The organism is Humidesulfovibrio sp. (assembly GCF_030689645.1).
GTDB lineage: Bacteria > Desulfobacterota > Desulfovibrionia > Desulfovibrionales > Desulfovibrionaceae > Humidesulfovibrio.
The window spans coordinates 50,633-64,919 of record NZ_JAUYFU010000024.1 but is presented as its reverse complement, the minus strand read 5'-3'; the positions used below and the strand labels follow the sequence as shown (position 1 = coordinate 64,919).

At 59.7% G+C, this 14,287-nt stretch carries 20 protein-coding genes; all 20 read right to left on the bottom strand.

The annotated features are described in order from the left end of the window. Window positions 1-5 precede the first annotated feature (5 nt). Window positions 6-389: a 30S ribosomal protein S8 gene (rpsH, locus tag Q8O35_RS03645; protein WP_305570705.1), complete on the bottom strand. Its 384-nt coding sequence runs from the start codon at window positions 387-389 to the stop codon at window positions 6-8. 19 nt (window positions 390-408) lie between these two features. Then, window positions 409-594: a type Z 30S ribosomal protein S14 gene (locus Q8O35_RS03640; protein WP_305570703.1), complete on the bottom strand. Its 186-nt coding sequence runs from the start codon at window positions 592-594 to the stop codon at window positions 409-411. 12 nt (window positions 595-606) lie between these two features. Further along, a complete protein-coding gene (gene rplE, locus Q8O35_RS03635; protein ID WP_305570700.1) occupies window positions 607-1,146 on the bottom strand; it encodes a 50S ribosomal protein L5 in 540 nt (179 codons plus the stop codon). Window positions 1,147-1,155: 9 nt separating this feature from the next. Further along, the gene (gene rplX, locus Q8O35_RS03630; RefSeq protein ID WP_371133088.1) at window positions 1,156-1,476 is read right to left on the bottom strand and encodes a 50S ribosomal protein L24; all 321 of its coding nucleotides are present in this window, start codon (window positions 1,474-1,476) and stop codon (window positions 1,156-1,158) included. 30 nt (window positions 1,477-1,506) lie between these two features. Next, window positions 1,507-1,875, bottom strand: coding sequence for a 50S ribosomal protein L14 (gene rplN, locus Q8O35_RS03625; RefSeq protein WP_305570698.1), 369 nt, complete (start codon window positions 1,873-1,875; stop codon window positions 1,507-1,509). An 8-nt stretch (window positions 1,876-1,883) separates the two neighbouring features. Continuing rightward, a complete protein-coding gene (gene rpsQ / locus Q8O35_RS03620; protein ID WP_305570696.1) occupies window positions 1,884-2,150 on the bottom strand; it encodes a 30S ribosomal protein S17 in 267 nt (88 codons plus the stop codon). Between the two features lie 4 nt (window positions 2,151-2,154). Next, on the bottom strand, window positions 2,155-2,349 hold the full coding sequence (rpmC, locus tag Q8O35_RS03615) for a 50S ribosomal protein L29 (RefSeq protein ID WP_305570694.1): 195 nt from the start codon (window positions 2,347-2,349) through the stop codon (window positions 2,155-2,157). Then, the gene (gene rplP / locus Q8O35_RS03610; RefSeq protein ID WP_305570692.1) at window positions 2,349-2,765 is read right to left on the bottom strand and encodes a 50S ribosomal protein L16; all 417 of its coding nucleotides are present in this window, start codon (window positions 2,763-2,765) and stop codon (window positions 2,349-2,351) included. Before rplP ends, rpmC begins: the two co-directional genes overlap by 1 nt. After that, window positions 2,766-3,404 carry a 30S ribosomal protein S3 gene (gene rpsC, locus Q8O35_RS03605; protein WP_305570690.1) on the bottom strand — a complete coding sequence of 213 codons (639 nt, stop codon included), beginning with the start codon at window positions 3,402-3,404 and terminating at the stop codon, window positions 2,766-2,768. Between the two features lie 9 nt (window positions 3,405-3,413). Then, window positions 3,414-3,746 carry a 50S ribosomal protein L22 gene (gene rplV, locus Q8O35_RS03600; RefSeq protein WP_305570688.1) on the bottom strand — a complete coding sequence of 111 codons (333 nt, stop codon included), beginning with the start codon at window positions 3,744-3,746 and terminating at the stop codon, window positions 3,414-3,416. 12 nt (window positions 3,747-3,758) lie between these two features. After that, complete coding sequence (rpsS, locus tag Q8O35_RS03595) at window positions 3,759-4,037, bottom strand: 30S ribosomal protein S19 (protein WP_305570686.1); 279 nt, start codon at window positions 4,035-4,037, stop codon at window positions 3,759-3,761. 9 nt (window positions 4,038-4,046) lie between these two features. After that, on the bottom strand, window positions 4,047-4,877 hold the full coding sequence (rplB, locus tag Q8O35_RS03590) for a 50S ribosomal protein L2 (RefSeq protein WP_305570684.1): 831 nt from the start codon (window positions 4,875-4,877) through the stop codon (window positions 4,047-4,049). A 2-nt stretch (window positions 4,878-4,879) separates the two neighbouring features. Further along, on the bottom strand, window positions 4,880-5,170 hold the full coding sequence (gene rplW / locus Q8O35_RS03585) for a 50S ribosomal protein L23 (protein ID WP_305570682.1): 291 nt from the start codon (window positions 5,168-5,170) through the stop codon (window positions 4,880-4,882). 1 nt (window position 5,171) lies between these two features. Further along, on the bottom strand, window positions 5,172-5,792 hold the full coding sequence (gene rplD, locus Q8O35_RS03580) for a 50S ribosomal protein L4 (protein ID WP_305570680.1): 621 nt from the start codon (window positions 5,790-5,792) through the stop codon (window positions 5,172-5,174). Between the two features lie 11 nt (window positions 5,793-5,803). Beyond that, complete coding sequence (gene rplC / locus Q8O35_RS03575) at window positions 5,804-6,436, bottom strand: 50S ribosomal protein L3 (RefSeq protein ID WP_305570678.1); 633 nt, start codon at window positions 6,434-6,436, stop codon at window positions 5,804-5,806. Between the two features lie 13 nt (window positions 6,437-6,449). Beyond that, window positions 6,450-6,767 (bottom strand): 30S ribosomal protein S10, encoded by a 318-nt coding sequence (gene rpsJ, locus Q8O35_RS03570; protein ID WP_305570676.1) that lies wholly within the window; start codon window positions 6,765-6,767, stop codon window positions 6,450-6,452. A gap of 206 nt (window positions 6,768-6,973) precedes the next feature. Continuing rightward, complete coding sequence (gene fusA, locus Q8O35_RS03565) at window positions 6,974-9,052, bottom strand: elongation factor G (RefSeq protein WP_305570674.1); 2,079 nt, start codon at window positions 9,050-9,052, stop codon at window positions 6,974-6,976. A gap of 17 nt (window positions 9,053-9,069) precedes the next feature. Further along, on the bottom strand, window positions 9,070-9,540 hold the full coding sequence (rpsG, locus tag Q8O35_RS03560) for a 30S ribosomal protein S7 (RefSeq protein ID WP_305570671.1): 471 nt from the start codon (window positions 9,538-9,540) through the stop codon (window positions 9,070-9,072). A 22-nt stretch (window positions 9,541-9,562) separates the two neighbouring features. Then, complete coding sequence (gene rpsL, locus Q8O35_RS03555; protein WP_305570669.1) at window positions 9,563-9,934, bottom strand: 30S ribosomal protein S12; 372 nt, start codon at window positions 9,932-9,934, stop codon at window positions 9,563-9,565. Window positions 9,935-10,096: 162 nt separating this feature from the next. Next, a complete protein-coding gene (gene rpoC / locus Q8O35_RS03550; RefSeq protein WP_305570667.1) occupies window positions 10,097-14,254 on the bottom strand; it encodes a DNA-directed RNA polymerase subunit beta' in 4,158 nt (1,385 codons plus the stop codon). Window positions 14,255-14,287 lie beyond the last annotated feature (33 nt).

Below are 14,287 nucleotides of genomic sequence, written 5' to 3'. Positions count from 1 at the left end.
CTCTTTTACCAGATTTCACACAGAAGTTCGCCACCGATCTTATCGGCGGCGGCCTGTCCACCCACGAGCAAGCCGCGGGAAGTAGACAGGATGCAGATCCCCAGTCCGTTCTGGACCTTGGGGATGTCCTCGACGCCAACGTAAACGCGGCGTCCCGGGGTGCTGACCTTCTTGAGGCCGCAGATGGCGCGTTTGCCAGCAACGTACTTAAGGGTCAACTTGAGCGAACCTTCAGAGCTCGCGCAATCGGTGATGTAGCCTTCGTCCTTGAGGATTTCGGCGATAGCCGTCTTCATCTTAGAACCGGGCATCTCCACAGTGGAGTGGAAGGCGCCATGGGCGTTCCGGATGCGCGCGAGCATGTCGGCAATGGGATCAACGACAGACATTGTCAGTACTCCTTGAGACTTACCAGCTGGCTTTGCGCACGCCGGGGAGTTCGCCAGCCAGGGACTTGTTGCGGAAACAGATGCGGCAACAGCCGTACTTGCGCAAAAACGCCCTGGAGCGTCCGCAGATGGGGCAGCGATTGTATGCCCGGACCTTGAACTTCGGCTTGCGTTGGGCTTTCACCCTGAGACTAGTCCTTGCCAAACCGGTTTCCTCCTATTTTTTGAAAGGCATGCCAAGGAGGTCGAGCAGCAGCTTGCCTTCCTTGTCCGTCTTCGCGGTGGTGGAGATGGTAATATTCATGCCTTTGACTTTCTCAACCTTGTCGATCTCCAATTCGAAGAAGATCGTGTGCTCCTTGACGCCCATGGTGAAATTGCCGCGGCCATCGAAGCCACGATCAGGGACACCACGGAAGTCACGCACGCGAGGCAGAGCAAAGGACACCAGCTTATCGTAGAAGTCCCACATGCGCTCCCCACGAAGGGTCACGCGGCAGCCCACAGGCTGGCCTTCGCGCAGCTTGAAGGCTGCGATGGACTTCTTGGCACGAGTGACAACAGCCTTCTGTCCAGCGATCTTGGTCAGCTCGATGACGGCTTCGTCAATGAGCTTCGCGTTCTGGCTGGCTTCGCCGAGGCCGATGTTCAAAGAGATCTTGGAAACGCGGGGAATCTCCATGTTGCACTTGTAACCGAACTCTTTCTTGAGTTCAGCGACAACCCGCTCGTTGTAGTCTTTTTCAAGCCGTCTCATGGCGCACACCTACTGGATGGTTTCGTTGCACTTCTTGCAGAAGCGAACTTTCTTGCCGTCCTCGTTCACCCGATAACCGACACGGGTGGCCTTGGCGCAGGCGTTGCAGACCACAGCCACGTTGGAGACGTGCACCGGGGCTTCCTTTTCCACAATCCCGCCAGGCTGATTGGCGTAAGGATTGGCCTTGGTGTGACGGCTGACCTTGTTGGCGCCTTCGACAAGGACGCGGTCCTTCTTGCGAAGGATCTTGATCACTTTGCCGATCTTGCCCTTGTCCTTGCCGGCAAGGATCATAACCTTGTCGTCTTTCCGAATCTTACAGTTCATGATTCTATCCTTTCGTCCCAATACCAGAAGCTACAGGACTTCTGGGGCCAGGGATACGATCTTCATGAAGTTCTTCAGGCGAAGTTCGCGCGCAACGGGTCCGAAAATACGGGTTCCCAGGGGCTCGTTCGCATTGTTCAGAAGAACTGCGGAGTTGCTGTCAAACTTGATGTAGGAACCATCGGGACGGCCAACTTCCTTGCGGGTGCGGACCACAACGGCCTTCATCACAGCGCCCTTCTTCACCTTGGAATGAGGCATAGCGTCCTTGATGGACACGACGATGATGTCGCCCACCGAGGCGTACCGGCGCTTGGAGCCGCCAAGCACCTTGATGCAGCAGACCAGTTTCGCGCCGGAGTTGTCGGCGACATCGAGATTGGATTCGCTCTGGATCATGGCTGCACCTACACCGCTTTCTCAACGATTTTGGACAAGTGCCAACGCTTGCGGGCGCTCATGGGGCGATGCTCGATGATGGTCACGGTATCGCCGATGCCGCAGTCGTTGTTGGGGTCATGGGCCATAAACTTCTTGCGGCGACGAATGTACTTCTTGAACAGGGGGTGCTTCACAAGGGTTGCAACGCTGACCACGATGGTCTTGTCGCCCTTGTCGCTCACCACAGTTCCGGTCAGGGTACGCCGGTTGCTTTCGTGAGTGGTTTCAGCCATTGGCTTATGCTCCCAGTTCGCGCTGACGCTGAATGGTCATAATGCGCGCGATAACTTTCTTGACAGCGGGAATGCGCTGGGTGTTTTCCAACTGCGCCGTGGCGTGCTGGAAGCGCAGGTTAAAGAGTTCCTTGCGGAACTCGGCCAGCTTGGTGGACAGCTCTGCAGCGTCCAGGGCGCGAATATCTTTAGCGTTCATTACTCAGCCCCCTCCTTGACCACGATGACGGTCTTGACGGGCAGCTTGTGCATGGCGCGGGTAAGCGCCACTTTGGCCACCTCAAGCTCGACGCCCTTGACTTCATAAAGGATGCGGCCAGCACGAACCGGAGCGGCCCAGCCCTCAAGAGCGCCTTTACCGGAACCCATGCGGGTTTCAGCGGGCTTCTTGGTCATCGGGTAGTCTGGGAACATGCGGATCCAGACCTTACCGCCGCGCTTGATATGGCGCATGATGGCGATACGGGCGGCCTCGATCTGCTGGCTCGATATCTTGCCGGGCTCCAGGGTCTTCAAGGCCACGTCGCCAAAGGCGATGGTGCTGCCCTTAACGGCAGGCCCCTTGATCCGGCCCTTTTGCTTCTTCCGGAATTTCGTCTTTTTGGGAGACAGCATTTACTTACCTCTCTCGTCGAGAATCTCACCCTTGAAGATCCACACCCGGACGCCAATGATACCATAGGTAGTTTTGGCGGTGGCGTAGCCGTAGTCGATGTCGGCGCGCAGGGTGTGCAGGGGCACGCGGCCGTCACGGTACCACTCGGAGCGGGCGATCTCGGCACCAGCCAGGCGGCCCGCACAGGCGACTTTGATGCCCTCAGCCCCGAACTTGCGGGACAGGGCGACAGTGCGCTTCATGGCCCGGCGGAAGGCCACGCGGCGCTCCAGCTGGGTCGCGATGCTCTCGGCCACAAGCTGGGCCTCGACCTCAGGACGACGGATCTCATTCACCTCGATGGTGATGTCCGTTCCGAATTCCTTCTTGAGGTCTTCACGCAGCTTTTCAATCTCCGCGCCCTTGCGGCCGATGACAATGCCCGGACGGGCGGTGTGCAGCACAAGGCGCACCTTGCCACCAGCGCGCTCGATCTCGATTTTGGCGAGACCCGCGTGGTAGAGCTTTTTCTTGACGTACTTACGCAGCTGGTCATCCTGGAGCACGAAGGCCGGATATTCCTTCTTGCTGAACCAGCGGGAAAGCCAGTTCTTATTGTATCCCAGGCGGAACCCGATCGGATGGACTTTCTGACCCATGGCGCCCCCCTACTTTTCCTTCACGATAACGGTTATGTGGCTGGTGCGCTTGTGGATCCGGTAGGCGCGGCCCATGGCGCGGGGCATAATGCGCTTCCACGACGGGCCTTCGTTCACCATCACATTGCCGACCACGAGGGCGTCCACGTCGCAGCCGGGGATCTGCCCGGCGTTGGCGATGGCCGAATACAACACTTTACTGATGAGCTGAGCCGACTTTTTGGGCGTGAACTTCAGGATGTTCAGCGCATCCTCAACGGGCTTGCCCTTGATGTTCTCCGCCACGATACGCACCTTACGCGCGGATACGCGCAGGTACTTGGCGATAGCTTTGGCTTCCATTGGTAACGCTCCCTACTTGCCCTTGGCTTTCTTGTCCGCAGCGTGACCGAAGAAGGTGCGGGTGGGCGAAAACTCGCCCAGCTTATGCCCGACCATGTTCTCGGTGACGAACACGGGAATGAATTTCCGGCCATTGTGGACGGCAAAGGTGAGCCCGACCATCTCCGGAAGTATGGTTGACCGGCGGGACCAGGTTTTAATAACGCGACGGTCCTTGTTCTCGGTCGAGGTCTCGATCTTCTTCTGAAGATGCCCGTCGACGAAGGGACCTTTTTTGATAGATCTGGCCATGTTATACTCCTACTTCTGCCCGCGGCGCTTGACGATGAGCTTCGAGGACGACTTCTTCGGCTTGCGGGTCTTGTAACCCTTGCTCGGCATGCCCCACGGGGAACACGGATGCCTGCCGCCGGAGCTCCTGCCTTCGCCGCCGCCCAGAGGATGGTCAACCGGGTTCATGGCCACGCCGCGCACTTCGGGGCGCTTGCCCAACCAGCGGTTGCGACCGGCTTTGCCCAGGGCGATTTTCTCGTGGTGGATGTTGCCCACCTGACCAATGGTGGCCATGCAATGGGAAAGCACCTTGCGAACCTCGCCCGAGGGAAGACGAAGCAGGGCGTATGCGCCCTCCTTGGCCACCAGCTGGGCGTAGGCTCCAGCGGCGCGGCAGAACTGGCCGCCACGGCCGGGGTGCAGCTCGACGTTGTGGATCACGGTGCCCACGGGAATGCGGGACAAAGTGAGCGCGTTGCCGGGCTTGATGTCGGCGGTATCGCCGGCCAGGATGTTGTCACCAACCTTGAGACCAAGGGGGGACAAGATATAGCGTTTTTCGCCGTCTGCGTAGTGCAGAAGAGCGATGCGCGCGCTGCGGTTCGGATCATACTCCACGAAGGCGACCTTGGCCGGAATGCCGGTCTTGTCGCGACGGAAGTCGATGATGCGATACGAGCGCTTGTGCCCACCGCCGCGACGGCGGGAGGTGATGCGTCCAAAGTGATTGCGACCGGACTTCTTCGAAAGACCAACGGTAAGGGAAGGCTCGGAGGTGCTCCGGGTGATCTCCTCAAACGTCGAAATGGTCTGGAAGCGGCGTCCAGCCGATGTGGGTTTAACCTTGCGGATGGACATGGCTAGACTCCCTCGAAGAACTCGATTTTGTCGCCCTCTGCCAGAGTGACGAAGGCCTTCTTGTACCCCGACACCTTACCGATGGTCCGCCCATGGCGGAGTCGGCGGGAGGGACGCCTGCGGACAATATTCACGGCCTCGACATGGACGCCGAAAGCGGCCTCAACGGCGCGCTTGACCTCGATCTTGTTGGCGCTGGGTGCGACAACAAAGGAAACCTGGTTCAGGTATTCCTTAGCAAGGTTGGCCTTCTCAGTGATGACGGGCCGGATGATGATTTTCGTGTAGTCCATACTACTTCAACCTCTCCTGGACGGAAACAGCCGCACTCTCAAGCATGACCAGCTTCGGATAGAGCAACACATCATATGCGTTGAGCTTGTCAGCCGGAAGCAGCTTGATGCCGGGTAGATTGCGCGCTGAAAGAAGCAGGTTTTTATCCGCTTCGTTGAAAACAATCAAGGCCTTTTCCAAACCGAGGGCCTTGGCCACTTCGGCGAAGCGCTTGGTCTTGATCTCCGGCATGTCGATGGTGTTCAGCACCATGAGGTTGTCCTCGAGAAGCCGGGAAGACAAGGCCATCTTCAGAGCCAGGCGGCGCACCTTGCGGTTCACTTTGAACTCATAGCTGCGGGGCTGGGGTCCAAAGATGATGGCGCCACCGCGCCACAGGGGCGAACGGTTGGAACCGGCGCGGGCGTGGCCCGTACCCTTCTGCTTCCAGGGCTTCTTGCCGCCACCGGAAACATACGCGCGGGTCTTGACGGCGTGGGTGCCGACGCGCTTAGCGGCCAGCTGTGCACGCACAACGAAGTGAAGGATCTCGGGGCGGACTTCCACCTCAAAGACATCAGAGGACAGGTCAATGCTGCCCACTTCCTTCTTCATCTGATCGAACACGGTAATGGTTGCCATGTGTGTATCCCCTACCCGGCCTTGCGGATCATAACCAAGCCGTTTTTGCAGCCGGGCACCTGGCCCTTGACCACGATGATGTTCTCCTCAAGGCGGACATCAACGATCTCGACGCTCGGCAGGGTGACGCGCTCGTCGCCCATGTGTCCGGGCATCTTCTTGCCCTTGAAAACGCGCGAGGGCTCGGTGTTGGTGCCGATGGAACCACCGGAGCGGTGAACCTTCTCCGCGCCGTGGGTAGCTTTGAGGCCCTTGAAGTTGTAACGCTTCATGACGCCCTGAAAGCCCTTGCCCTTGGAGGTTCCGGTGACCTTAACCTTTTCGCCAGGCTGGAAGATGTCGACAGTGATGTCCTGGCCGACTTCGTATCCGTCCACCACATCCAGAGGAAACTCCCTCAGATGACGGTAGAAACCCTTACCGGCCTTGGCCTGATGGCCGAGGTCGGGCTTGTTGAGCTTGCGCTCAGGAATGGCGTCAAAGCCGACCTGCAGGGCATTGTAGCCCTCTTTCTCCGAGGTCTTGACCTGGAGAACCGGGCAGGGACCAGCAGAAATAAGGGTGACAGGCACGATGGTGCCGTCATCCGCAAAGATCCGCGTCATGCCAAGTTTACGTCCGAGAAGTCCGAGAGTTTTTGACATTTCCCGCACCTCCCTACAGCTTGATCTCAACGTCAACACCGGCGGGCAGCGAAAGCTTGCCCAGGGCGTCGACGGTCTGCTGGGTGGGCTCCAGGATGTCCAAAAGGCGCTTATGAATGCGCATCTCAAACTGCTCACGGGACTTCTTGTCCACGTGAACGGAGCGGTTGACGGTTGTTCTGTGAAAGTTGGTGGGAAGGGGCACAGGCCCGGCGATAGCCGCACCGGTGTTCCGGGCGGTATCGACGATTTCCGTCACCGCCTTATCCAAAATGCGGTAATCGTAAGCCTTGAGCTTGATCCGAATACGATCGCTCGTCATCGCAGCCATAAACTCTCCTTCGTTTCCGGGGGCTTACAGGCCCCTCGCCACCAGCGCCCATGCGCCTGTGACTCCGCGGAAATGCTGGGGGTTAACTGGTTCTCGACAAATGTTCCGGGGACAGCCCCCGGATATTTATTAAACAGCGGAAGGATGCCTTACGTGCTCCGCTCCTCTCCTGTCAAGGAGAAAAGCGGAGCACGGCATCAATCAGCCTATTTCTTCTTCATCAGTTCTTCAGCAATGCTGTTGGGCACCTGCTCGTAATGGTCGAACTGCATGGTGAAGGTGGCGCGGCCCTGGGTGCGGGAACGCAAATCCGTGGCGTAGCCGAACATGTTGGACAGAGGCACCTGAGCGCGAATGACCTGGGAGGTGACACGCGCCTCCAGGTTGCTCACGCGGCCACGACGACCGTTCAGGTCGCCCATGACGTCACCCAGGTAATCTTCGGGGGTGACGACCTCGACGCTCATGATGGGCTCGAGAAGCACAGGGCCAGCCTTCTTGGCGGCTTCCTTGACGGCCATAGAGCCGGCAATGTAGAAGGCCTGTTCGCTGGAGTCCACCTCATGGTAGGAACCATGAACGAGCTTGACCTTGACGTCCACGGCGGGGAATCCGGCCTGGATGCCGTTCTTCAGGGCATCTTCAATGCCGCGGCCCACCGGGGCGATGTATTCCTTGGGAATCAGGCCGCCCTTGATCTCGTCGTCGAAGAGATAGCCGCCAGCGGGGTTGGGCTCGATCTCAATGACGACGTGGGCGTACTGACCGCGGCCACCGGTCTGCTTGGCGTACTTCATGTCGCACTTCGCAGGCTTGGTGATGGTCTCGCGGTAGGCAACGCGGGGCGCGCCCACGTTGGCGTTGACGTTGAACTCGCGCAGAAGGCGATCAACGATGATCTCCAGGTGCAGCTCGCCCATGCCAGCGATAAGGGTCTGACCGGTCTCCTCGTTGCCCTTGACGCGGAACGAGGGGTCTTCCTTGGTCAGCTTGGCCAGGCTCTGGGAGAGCAGATCGCGGTCAGCCTTGGTCTTGGGCTCGATTGCGACCTCGATGACGGGTTCTGGAATGTCCAGGGACTCCAGAATGACCGGAGCCCGAAGGTCGGCCAGGGTGTCGCCCGTGGAGACGCTCTTGAGACCGACGGCTGCAACGATGTCGCCAGCCAGAGCCTCTTTGATCTCCTCACGCTTGTTGGCATGCATCTTGAGCAGACGACCAATGCGCTCCTTCTTACCGCTGCCTGCGTTCACAACTGTGGCACCGGATTCGATGCGACCAGAATAGATGCGCAGGAAGGTAAGGTGACCGACGAAGGGGTCTGTCATGAGCTTGAAGGCCAGCGCAGCAAGCGGCTTGGTGTCGTCGCAGGGGCACTCGATCTTCTCTTCTTCATTATCGGGGCTGATGCCGACCATGGCCGGAATGTCCAGCGGGGAAGGCATGTAGTCGATGACGGCGTCGAGCAGGGACTGAACGCCCTTGTTGCGGAACGCGGTTCCGCACAGCACGGGGCAGATCTTCATGGCGATGGTGGCCTTGCGGATGCCCAGGATGATCTCGTCCTCGGTGAGTTCCTCACCGTTGAGATACTTCTCCATCAGGGCTTCGTCTTCTTCGACCACAGCCTCGAGCATGACCTTGCGGAGCTCGTCGTACTTGTCTTTCAGGTCGGCTGGCACTTCGACGATATCAAAGGCGATGCCCTTGTCGGACGGAGCGCCGGTGTACACGATGGCGTTTCCGCGCACCAGGTCCACCATGCCGTTATAGGTGTCTTCGGAACCGATGGGGATGTGCAGGGGCACGGGTTTTGCGCCCAGGCGGGTCTTGATCATGTCGACGCAACGGAAATAATCCGCGCCGACACGGTCCATCTTGTTCACGAAGGCGATGCGCGGGACGTTGTAACGGTCGGCCTGACGCCACACCGTTTCAGACTGGGGCTCAACGCCGGCAACGGCGTCGAACACAGCCACGGCGCCGTCGAGCACACGCAGGGAGCGCTCCACTTCCATGGTGAAGTCGACGTGACCCGGGGTATCGATGATGTTGATGCGGTGATCGCGCCAGAAGCACGTGGTCGCCGCGCTGGTGATGGTGATGCCGCGCTCTTGCTCCTGCACCATCCAGTCCATGGTGGCGTTGCCGTCATGGACTTCGCCGATCTTGTGGGACACGCCGGTATAATAGAGGATGCGCTCAGTGGTAGTGGTCTTACCGGCATCAATGTGGGCCATGATGCCGATGTTGCGCTGTCTCTCGCTTGGGACGACTTTGGACACGTGTGCTCTCTCCGTGACTACCAGCGGTAGTGGGCAAAGGCCTTGTTCGCCTCGGCCATCTTGTGGGTTTCTTCCTTCTTCTTCACGGCGCCGCCGCGATTATTGAAGGCGTCCAGCAGTTCGCCAGACAGACGGTCAACCATGCCCTTCTCACCGCGGGAGCGGGAGTAGCTGATGACCCAACGGATGGCCAGAGCGCTCTGGCGATCGGGACGCACTTCCATGGGCACCTGATAGGTGGCACCACCAACACGGCGGCTTTTCACCTCGGTGTGGGGGCGCACGTTCTCAAGAGCCTTTTCGAAGGCGCGGATGGCGTCTTCCTTGCTCTTCTCGCCCAGGACTTCGAGGGCGTCGTAGAAGATCCGCTCAGCGGTGCTCTTCTTGCCGTCGAACATGAGGCGGTTGATGAATTTGGCGGCCATGCGGCTGCCGTAGACCGGATCAGGCAGAACCTGACGCTTGGTGACTGGACCTTTGCGGGGCATGAGTTCTCTCCTTTCCCTGGCGTTACTTCGGGCGCTTCGCGCCGTACTTGGAACGACCCTGGCGACGATCGGACACGCCGGCGGTGTCGAGCGTGCCACGGATGATGTGGTAACGAACACCGGGAAGGTCCTTCACGCGGCCGCCGCGAATAAGCACAACAGAGTGCTCCTGAAGGTTGTGACCCTCACCGGGAATGTACGCGGTGACCTCGATGCCGTTGGTCAGGCGCACACGGGCAACCTTACGCAAGGCCGAGTTCGGCTTTTTAGGCGTGGTGGTGTACACGCGGGTGCACACGCCGCGGCGCTGCGGGCACTCGAGCAGTGCCGGGGTCTTTTTGCGCTTGCCGATCTTTTTGCGCGACTTGCGGATCAACTGGCTGATAGTAGGCATGAACCCTCCGAGAAATTGCTTAAATACAATGCAAGAGGACCGCTCTTATGCCGGAAGCGGCCTGATGTCAAGCCCCTCACCACTCCCCCGATCAAGGGGAAAATGGGCGGGAACCCGTGCAGGCCCCGCCCCGTATGTGTTTTCGCCGCCGAAGCGGCATGACTAAATCGGTTCAATTAAGAGAGGATCCTCTTCGAGATCCTCCAGGAACTTGTCCGGACGCTCCGGCTGATCGGGCACGGAAATCTCCGCATCGGCGTACTGGCGATAGCCGGTTCCGGCGGGGATGAGACGTCCAACGATGACGTTTTCCTTCAGGCCGCGCAGGGGGTCGGACTTGCCCGCCAGCGAAGCTTCAGTGAGCACCTTGGTGGTTTCCTGGAAGGAAGCCGCCGAGATGAAGGAATCTGTGGACAGAGAGGCCTGGGTGATGCCCAGAACGAGGGTCTCGGCGGTGGCCGGTGCGCCGCTCTTGGCCAGAACCTCTCTGTTTTCTTGCATGAACCGAACCTTATCCACCTGCTCGCCAATGAGGAAGGTGGTGTCGCCCGGATCAATAATGCTGACCTTCTTGAGCATCTGGCGAACGATGATCTCAATATGCTTGTCGTTGATGTTAACGCTCTGCACGCGGTAGACGTTCTGGATCTCTTCCACCAGGTAACGCGCAAGATGCTTTTCACCCTTGATCTTCAGGATGTCGTGCAGTTCGGGGTAACCTTCGGTAAGCAGGTCGCCAGCCTCCACGAAGTCGCCTTCCTGGACGGTGATGTGCTTGCCCTTGGGGATGAGGTATTCCTTGCTTTCGCCGGTTTCCGGCACAACCACGATCTTGCGCTTGCCCTTGCTTTCAGCTCCGAAGCCGACGATGCCGTCGATTTCAGACACAACGGCCTGGTCCTTGGGCTTGCGAACCTCGAAGAGCTCGGCAACGCGCGGCAGACCGCCGACGATGTCCTTGGTCTTGGAGGATTCACGCGGGCGGCGGGCGACGATGTCTCCAGCCCTGATCTCGTCGCCGTCCTTAATCATAAGGATGGCGCCGACCGGCATGGGGAACTCGGCCTTGAGCTGGCTGCCCGGACGAGGCACCACGTTGCCCTTCTCGTCCGTGATGGAGAGGGTGGGCTTGAAGTTGGTGGTGCGGTACTCGATGATCGTATAGGTGGCGCGCTGCGTCATGTCGTCAATGCGCTCCTGATACGTCTTGCCTTCAATGATGTCGCGGAAGTGGACGATGCCGTTGACGTCCGCGATGAACGGTTCGTTGAACGGGTCCCATTCGGCGATCTGCTGGCCCTTGCGGATTTCCTGGCCCTCGGTGACGAGCAGACGCGCGCCGGAAGGCAGGGTGTACTTCTCGCGCTCGCGGCCCTGTTCGTCAACAACGCCCACCTGGCAGCTCTTGCCGAGGACCATGACCTGGCCTTCGGAGTTGGCGACGTTTCTCATGCGCGAGAACACGATGCGGCCATTGTGCTGGGCTTCGACGCTCGACTGCTCGATTTCGCGCGATGCCGTGCCGCCGATGTGGAAGGTGCGCATGGTGAGCTGGGTGCCAGGCTCGCCGATGGACTGCGCCGCGATGATGCCGACGGTCTCGCCCACGTTGACGATGTGGCCGCGCGCCAGGTCGCGTCCGTAGCAGCTTGCGCAAACGCCGATGGGGCTCTTGCAGGTCAGGCCGGAACGGATGGTGATGGAGCCGATGCCCGACTGGTCGATGCGTTCGGCCAGAGCCTCGTCGATGAGCGTGTTGCCTTCCACGATGAGCTCGCCGTTGTCCTCGTCGAACACCGGGAACATGGTGGTGCGGCCAAGAACGCGCTCGGCCAGGCGCTGCTTGATCTCGCCGTCCTTGATGTAGTGGGTGAGTTCAAGGCCGTCCACGGTTCCGCAATCGATCTCGGAAACAGTGACGTCCTGGACAACGTCCACCAGGCGGCGGGTAAGGTAACCGGAGTTGGCGGTCTTGAGCGCCGTATCCGCGAGACCCTTACGAGCACCGTGGGTGGAGTTGAAGTACTGAAGCACCGAGAGGCCCTCGCGGAAACTCGCGGTGATGGGCGTTTCGATGATTTCACCGGAAGGCTTGGCCATCAGGCCGCGCATGCCGGCCAGCTGGCGCATCTGGTCCTGGTTGCCTCGAGCGCCGGAGGTGGCCATCATGTAGATGGGGTTGAAGCTCGCGTTGACTTCGGCATCGCCGGTTCTAGCGTCGATGACCGTATCGCGCGAAATCTCCTCCATCATCTGAAGGGAGACCTCGTTGGTGGTCTTGGTCCACACGTCGACGACCTTGTTGTACTTTTCCGTGCGGGTGATGATACCCTCGCGGTACTGTCCTTCAATGTCCTCGACTTCCTGCTGGGCGCTGGCGATGAGCGCAGGCTTCTTGTCCGGGATCTTGAGGTCCTTCACGCCGATGGTGATGCCGGCGCGGGTGGCGTACTCGTAGCCCAGGCTCTTCAGCTTGTCGCACAGGATGACCGTGGCCTTGGTGCCTGCGGTGCGGTAGGCCATGGTGACCAGGCGGCCGATGTTCTTCTTGTTCAGCACCAGGTTGACGTTCTCGAAACCCAGCTTCTCGGGCAGGAGTTCGCCAGCGATGATGCGGCCGCAGGTGGTCTCGGTGAGCACGCCGCGCACGCGGCACTTGATGCGGGCATGCAGCCCCAGGTGACCGGAGTGGTGGGCGGCGATGACTTCCCAGGCGTCTGTGAAGACCATGTCCTCGCCCTTTTCAAAGCTGCGCGAGGTGGTCAGGTAGTACAGACCAAGAACGATGTCCTGGCTGGGGTTGATGACGGGCGAACCGTTGGCTGGCGAGAGAATGTTGTTCGAGCTCATCATGAGCACGCGGCATTCGATCTGCGCCTCAACCGAGAGGGGCACGTGGACAGCCATCTGGTCGCCGTCGAAGTCCGCGTTGTACGCGGCGCAGACGAGGGGATGCAGCTGGATGGCCTTGCCTTCGATAAGCAGGGGCTCAAAGGCCTGGATGCCGAGCCTGTGCAGGGTCGGGGCGCGGTTCAGGAGGATGGGGTACTCGCGCACCACATCTTCCAGGATGTCCCACACAACCAAGTCCTCGCGCTCGACCATCTTCTTGGCGCTCTTGATGGTGGTGGCGATCTCGCGCTTTTCAAGCTCGGAATAGATAAACGGCTTGAACAGCTCAAGGGCCATCTTCTTCGGCAGGCCGCACTGGTGCAGCTTCAGGTTCGGACCCACAACGATGACCGAACGGCCGGAATAGTCCACGCGCTTGCCGAGCAGATTCTGACGGAAGCGGCCCTGCTTGCCCTTGATCATGTCGGACAAGCTCTTGAGCGGGCGGCCATTTGTGCCGGTGATGGCGCGGCCGCGGCGGCCGTTGTCGAACAATGCGTCGACGGCCTCCTGCAACATGCGCTTTTCATTGCGGATGATGATGTCCGGCGCGCCAAGCTCCAACAGCCGCTTCAGACGGTTGTTGCGGTTGATGACGCGGCGGTACAGGTCGTTCAAGTCGGAGGTGGCGAAGCGACCGCCGTCCAGCGGCACCAGGGGGCGCAGCTCGGGCGGGATGACCGGCACCACTTCCATGACCATCCACTCCGGCTTGTTGCCGGAATCGATGAAGGCCTCAACAATTTTGAGGCGCTTGGTGAGCTTCTTCTTCTTGGTCTGCGAGCGCGTGGTGGCGGACTCTTCGCGCAGGGTGGCGCGCAGTTCCTCAAGGTTGATGGCCTCAAGCAGCTTGCGCACGGTCTCTGCGCCCATGCCCACCTTGACCACGTCTTCGCCGTAGTGGTCGATGACCTGCAGGTACTGGTCTTCGCCAAGCACCTGCAGCTTCTTCAGGCTCGTGTCGCCCGGATCGAGGACGATGTACGAGTCGAAGTACAAAACCTTCTCAAGGTCGGCCATGGTGATGTCAAGCAGCGTGCCGATCTTGGAGGGCAGCGTCTTGAGGAACCAGATGTGGGCGACCGGTGCGGCCAGTTCGATGTGGCCCATGCGCTCGCGGCGGACCTTGGAGGCGATGACCTCGACGCCGCACTTCTCGCACACGATGCCGCGGTGCTTCATGCGCTTGTATTTGCCGCAATTGCACTCGTAGTCCTTCACCGGGCCGAAGATCTTGGCGCAGAAAAGGCCATCGCGCTCCGGCTTGAAGGTGCGGTAATTGATGGTCTCCGGCTTTTTGACTTCACCGAAAGACCACTCCCGGATTTTCTCCGGAGAGGCGATGGATATCTGGATAGCCTTGAGATTGCGGCCAGCAAGGCCCAGGCTCGGCGCTCCACGCTGGGTGAACAATTCGTCCAAGGTCATGAAGTTCCCTCGTAAGTTTGACAGTTCCCTTGT

Excerpts from the sequence above, each read along its gene's own strand:
- rpsH (WP_305570705.1), bottom strand. The coding sequence starts at position 389 with ATGTCTGTCGTTGATCCCATTGCCGACATGCTCGCGCGCATCCGGAAC.
- rplE (WP_305570700.1), bottom strand. The coding sequence starts at position 1,146 with ATGAGACGGCTTGAAAAAGACTACAACGAGCGGGTTGTCGCTGAACTC.
- rplX (WP_371133088.1), bottom strand. The coding sequence starts at position 1,476 with ATGAACTGTAAGATTCGGAAAGACGACAAGGTTATGATCCTTGCCGGC.
- rplN (WP_305570698.1), bottom strand. The coding sequence starts at position 1,875 with ATGATCCAGAGCGAATCCAATCTCGATGTCGCCGACAACTCCGGCGCG.
- rpsQ (WP_305570696.1), bottom strand. The coding sequence starts at position 2,150 with ATGGCTGAAACCACTCACGAAAGCAACCGGCGTACCCTGACCGGAACT.
- rpmC (WP_305570694.1), bottom strand. The coding sequence starts at position 2,349 with ATGAACGCTAAAGATATTCGCGCCCTGGACGCTGCAGAGCTGTCCACC.
- rplP (WP_305570692.1), bottom strand. The coding sequence starts at position 2,765 with ATGCTGTCTCCCAAAAAGACGAAATTCCGGAAGAAGCAAAAGGGCCGG.
- rpsC (WP_305570690.1), bottom strand. The coding sequence starts at position 3,404 with ATGGGTCAGAAAGTCCATCCGATCGGGTTCCGCCTGGGATACAATAAG.
- rplV (WP_305570688.1), bottom strand. The coding sequence starts at position 3,746 with ATGGAAGCCAAAGCTATCGCCAAGTACCTGCGCGTATCCGCGCGTAAG.
- rpsS (WP_305570686.1), bottom strand. The coding sequence starts at position 4,037 with ATGGCCAGATCTATCAAAAAAGGTCCCTTCGTCGACGGGCATCTTCAG.
- rplB (WP_305570684.1), bottom strand. The coding sequence starts at position 4,877 with ATGTCCATCCGCAAGGTTAAACCCACATCGGCTGGACGCCGCTTCCAG.
- rplW (WP_305570682.1), bottom strand. The coding sequence starts at position 5,170 with ATGGACTACACGAAAATCATCATCCGGCCCGTCATCACTGAGAAGGCC.
- rplD (WP_305570680.1), bottom strand. The coding sequence starts at position 5,792 with ATGGCAACCATTACCGTGTTCGATCAGATGAAGAAGGAAGTGGGCAGC.
- rplC (WP_305570678.1), bottom strand. The coding sequence starts at position 6,436 with ATGTCAAAAACTCTCGGACTTCTCGGACGTAAACTTGGCATGACGCGG.
- rpsJ (WP_305570676.1), bottom strand. The coding sequence starts at position 6,767 with ATGGCTGCGATGACGAGCGATCGTATTCGGATCAAGCTCAAGGCTTAC.
- rpsG (WP_305570671.1), bottom strand. The coding sequence starts at position 9,540 with ATGCCCCGCAAAGGTCCAGTCACCAAGCGTCAGGTTCTGCCTGATCCG.
- rpsL (WP_305570669.1), bottom strand. The coding sequence starts at position 9,934 with ATGCCTACTATCAGCCAGTTGATCCGCAAGTCGCGCAAAAAGATCGGC.
- rpoC (WP_305570667.1), bottom strand. The coding sequence starts at position 14,254 with ATGACCTTGGACGAATTGTTCACCCAGCGTGGAGCGCCGAGCCTGGGC.